The following is a 5,473-nucleotide window of genomic DNA, read 5'->3' on the forward strand; positions in this document are numbered from 1 at the left end:
CCCCTACACCATCACCCCCATCTCCCCCATCTCCCCCATCTCCCCCATCTCCCCCATCTCCCCCAGCTTCCCCCTCTCCCCTAGCTTCCCTTCTCATCGAGTTGAGCCGACACTCTACCGTTAGAGAGTTGCTGCTATGAGCGAATTAGCATATTATAAAAATGCTGTAATACAAGTAATACGCTAGTATAACACAATAATGGCTTTGAGCTAGAGAGGCAAAAGGATTGAATTTGGCAGTTCTGTCTAGTACCGCTATCTGGCATGTACAGATGCAATACGTCTCTTGACAAAAGTCGAAACGGTTTAACTGTAATGCTTTCTGGTGAAAGAGATTGGGTGGGAAACGTTCACCGTGAAAATCGAGCGAATACTGTGCTGACTTTTCGCCAAACCATACTCATTTAAACATCTTTTTTAAGTTTTCCCCTAAACCTATTTAACTCGTTTATCGATTGAATAGATTGGGTGCATCGCTAATTGGGGTTGAACAGCATAAAAAAGGACTGAATTCTGCTTTAAATCTGTAGGGTTTATTTCCTTAACTTTAGCGGTCTCCAAGCGACTCTCATGTCAATGCGATCTCTCAAGCGCCTAATTGACAAAGGTTTAACAAATGTGCCTCTACGAACGGTATTCGTAGTCCCTTTCCTGGTGCAAATTTTTGCCACGGTAGGCGTCATTGGCTGGTTATCGTTTCGCCAGGGAAAGCGGGCGGTGAATGAGGTGGCGACTCAATTACAAGATAAAATTACGGTTCATATTGAGGATCGGTTGGAGCGATATTTAGCCCTTCCCCATCAGATTAATCAGAGCAATCAAGATGCGATTCATCTGGGAAGCTTGACCCTAGACACCTTGCAACCTTGGGAACAACATTTGTGGCGACAAGTGCAACGATTTGATTCTGTGAGTTATATTGGTGTGGCGAATGAACAGCGAGGACTGATTGCGGCTGGACGGCGAAATCGGGATCAATTGGTGATTATCCAAGCCAATCCCGCGACAGATTTTGATTTCTATACTTATAGCACCCACAGTGAAGGCGATCGCAACACCCTAATCGAGAGTACCACAAACTACGACCCCCGACTGCGTCCCTGGTATAAAGCCGCCTTGCAAGCGGGTCAACCCACCTGGAGTGACATTTACCCCCATTTTGGCGAAGGCGATCGCACGTTGCTAATCAGCGCCATTCAACCCGTTTACGACAGCAATCACCAGCAGGTTCAGGGTGTCTTAAACACAACCCTACGTCTTTCCACGATTAGCAATTTCCTGCAAACGATAAAAATCGGTAAATCAGGACGCCTGTTTATTATGGAACGTTCTGGATTATTAGTCGCCACATCCACTCCGGAACCCCCGTTTCAACAGAACCAAAATCAAATTACTCGGTTAAAAGCTAGCCAAAGTCGTGACCCCTTAATTCAAGCCAGCGCCAACTATTTAAGTCAACAGTTTAGCGAGTTCAAGGCGATTCAAGAGTCCCAGCACCTGGATTTTAAGTATCAAGGACAGCGCCAATTTTTACAAGTCATGCCCTTACAAGATAGCCACGGATTAGACTGGTTAATTGTCGTGGTTCTCCCTGAAGCTGACTTCTTGGATCACATTCATGATAATACGCAATCGACAATCCTACTCTGTCTGGTTGCATTGATCATCGCCACGGGAGTTGGTATGAGTACCGCCCACTGGATTATTCAACCCATCCAGCGCTTAAATCAAGCTGCCAATGCTATTGCTAATGGGGAATGGGAGCAAAAAATTGAGATTCATCGCAACGCTGAACTGGGTAGTCTTAGCGCCGCATTTAATCGAATGGCGGATCAATTAAACCAATCCTTTGCCACTCTCAAAGACCAGAATCATCAGATGAACCGCTTAAATGAGGCATTGGCGAGAAGTGAGAAACAGTTAGCTCAAATCTTAGAAACCGTACCCGTTGGTATCGTGGTGGTTGATGCCCAGGGACAATTTAATTATACCAACGATAAGGCACAACGGTTTATGGGAGGGGCGTTGATTCTAGACGCGATCGCGGATAATTTTTGTGCCGTTCATCACTGGTATATCGCCGCAACCGATCAATTTTATCCGACCAAAGAATTACCGATTGTTCGAGCCTTACAGGGACAACGATCTATTGTACATAATATTGAAATTCACCAAGACGACCAGATTATTCCGCTTGAGACCTGGAGCAAACCTATCCTTAATGAACAGGGTGAAATTATTTGTGCCATTGCCGTTCTTAACGATATCACAGATCGCCAAAAAGCCGAAGCCGAACGGATGCGTTTTACCCAAGAACTGGAATTCAAAGACCATCAAAATGCCGCTTGGCAGCGCCTAGACAAGCTCAAAGATGAATTTCTAGCAAATACCTCCCACCAACTCCGTACTCCTCTCCATGGCATTGTCGGCATTGCTGAATCCTTAATCGATGGTGCTACCGGAGAGTTACCCTTACAAACCCGGATCAATTTAGGCACAATTATCGCCACGGGACGACGTTTATCTAACTTAGTCAATGATATTCTCGATTTTGCCAAACTTAGACACCAAGACATTCAACTCCAGCGACAGCCTGTGGGTATGCGAGAAATAGCGGAAGTGGTTCTCCAACTTAGTTATCCGCTGATTGGTGATAAAGAATTACAACTGATTAATGCCATTTCTCCGGATTTACCTATCGCTTATGCTGATGAAAATCGGGTGCAGCAGATTTTGCAAAACTTAGTGGACAATGCGATTAAGTTTACGGATCAAGGAACGGTGAAAATTTCGGCTCAATTAGTGATATCAAGGCAGAAGTTAGAGGGTACAGGTGCCCAAGTGCAGTGGGGTAAGGGAGAGTTGAATGAGTTAACTCAAAACCATGTCCTTGAGCGCAGCGAAGGAGTAGTCAGCGTGGTTTTGGAACAAACTTTATCGTCAACCGCGGGTACGAATTTTCTCAACCCGCCTCTACCAAACTGGTTCTCTATAAGCGAAGTGGAGGATCAAAACCCTGTCCTAGAACAAAGTGAAGGGTCAACATCCAGTCAGGGCGGGTTTTGTACAAACGTTACTATCAATAGCGAAAACAAAGTCCCATTACCCGCCCCTACAAACCATGTTCTCCCACCCAGTGAAGGGTCAACATTCCAAATGCTAGCCATTACTGTATCTGACACAGGAATTGGCATCCCCAAGTCACAAGTAAACAGCATTTTTGAATCCTTTGAACCAGGGGAGAGTTCCCTAGGGCGTAAGTATGGTAGTACAGGGTTAGGGTTAGCCCTGACGAAAAAGCTAGTGGAGTTACATGGGGGAACGATTGAAATGCAATCAACCTTAGGCGTCGGCTCTCAGTTTACGTTTACGTTGCCAATTTTTGACGGACAAATTCCCGACGTTAAGCCAGAGCATATTGAGTCAATTGTGGCAATGCCTAAGACAGTTTACAGTGCCAATTCCTCTGTAAGTCAACCTCCTAGTTTAGGTAATTCTTGTCCCCTCTTGCTGACACTTGCTCAACCCGCCTTAACGATAAAAAAACACCCCAATCTCCAGGATGACGAACCCTTAATCAACCCGTTCAAAATTTTAATCGTCGATGATGATACAGTGAATCGTCAGATACTCGTCAACTATTTATCTTTAGAAAATTATCAAGTTGCCCAAGCCACCAATGGTAGGGAAGCTTTAGACATCATTAACAATAGTTTTCAGCCCGACCTGGTTTTACTTGATGCGATGATGCCGCGCATGACTGGGTATGATGTTTGTAAAAAACTGCGTGAATTCTATCCCCCGACAGAACTGCCTGTGTTGCTGTTGACGGCGAATGAGCAAGTGAATGACTTAGTAGCAGGTTTTAGTGTGGGCGTGAATGATTATTTGACGAAACCGATTGCCAAACACAAACTTTTGGTCAGAATTAAAACGCATTTGCGTTTATCGACAATTGCCAAAGAAAATGCCAAACTTTACGCAGCGGTGCGGGAAAGTGAGCGGAGATTGATGCAATTTTTAGACGCTGTACCTGTGGGGATTTTTATCCTCGATGCCCAGGGCAAACCCTACTATGCTAATGAAGCGGCTAAACAGATTTTAGGTAAAGGTATTGTGGATGCTGTTACCGTTGAAGAATTAGCTGAGTTGTATCAAGCCTATCGCACAGGAACGGATCAACTCTATCCCACCCAGCAAATGCCTATTTTTCTGGCGTTGCAGGGGAAAAGTGCCACGGTTGATGATGTGGAAATTCACCGAGGGGATCAGATTATCCCGATTGAGGTGTGGGGAACTCCCATCTATGAAGAAGAGGGTAAGGTGGCTTATGGGATGGTTGCCTTTCAAGATATCCGCGATCGCAAAAAAGCGGAAGCACAACGGGAAGCTTTTACTCGTGAGTTATTTCAACTCAATCAAGCCTATGAACGGTTTGTTCCGGGTCAATTTCTGCAATTTTTACATAAAAAAAGTATTGTAGATGTGCAACTGGGGGATCACGTTCAACAGGAAATGTCTGTTCTCTTTGCCGATATTCGCAACTTTACGGCGCTGTCGGAACAGATGAATCCCCGGGAAAATTTTAATTTTATCAATGCTTTCTTAAGTCGCATGGAACCTGCGATTCGGGAGAATAATGGCTTTGTTGATAAATATATTGGCGATGAAATTATGGCGCTGTTTAGTGGCAATGCGGATGAAGCTGTGCAAGCGGGAATTGCCATGTTTGAGCGGCTGGCTTTATATAACGAACATCGGGCTAATTATGACTATGCACCCATTGAGATTGGTATAGGCATCAATACCGGGGAATTAATGCTGGGAACCGTGGGCGGATTTTCCCGCATGGATAGTACGGTGATTAGTGATGCGGTGAATTTAGCCGCCCGCCTGGAAGAATTAACTAAAATTTATCAAGTACGGCTATTAATCTCGCACCATACATTCTTGAAGTTGTCGAATCCCGGTGATTATGGGATGCGCCTCGTGGATAAGGTAAATGTGAAAGGGAAAGCCAAAAAAGTGACTGTCTATGAAGTCTTTGAGGCTGATCCGCCCCAGATGCGAAAGGCAAAGATGGCAACGAAAACGGCATTCGAGGAAGGGCTAATGTTATATTATCGCGATCGCCTCTCAGACGCGGCTCAACGGTTTAGCAAATGTTTGCAGATTCATCCAAGAGATAAGGTGGCGCAATATTACCTCAAACGCTGTCAGCATCGGATGCGATGATGTCTTATGTCTTATGTCCTTGGTAAAAAAACGTAGGGTGGGTTGAGCGAAGCCGAAACCCACCAGCATACCAGTCAGTGACATTTATCTAGGGGCTGCTGCAAGAAGTCTTGTGTATGTAGTGTCGTGGCACACCTTAATTGGTGGATTAGAATTGTAGGGGCGCACCGACGTGCATCCGTGTCAACTTAAGCTCAACCCCTCACCCCCAGCCCCTCTCCCACGCCGGGGAGAGGGG

1 protein-coding gene is annotated in these 5,473 nt (G+C 45.4%); it reads left to right on the plus strand.

The features are described from left to right. Positions 1–570 precede the first annotated feature (570 nt). A complete protein-coding gene (locus tag ACLFWI_RS25975) occupies positions 571–5,235 on the plus strand; it encodes a response regulator (RefSeq protein ID WP_446415322.1) in 4,665 nt (1,554 codons plus the stop codon). Positions 5,236–5,473: the final 238 nt, after the last annotated feature.

Origin of the sequence: Coleofasciculus sp., from assembly GCF_046539235.1 — a bacterium.
Lineage (GTDB): Bacteria > Cyanobacteriota > Cyanobacteriia > Cyanobacteriales > Coleofasciculaceae > Coleofasciculus.

What these genes read in the sequence shown, in the direction of transcription:
- ACLFWI_RS25975 (WP_446415322.1), top strand. Translation starts at nt 571, where the DNA reads ATGTCAATGCGATCTCTCAAGCGCCTAATTGACAAAGGTTTAACAAAT.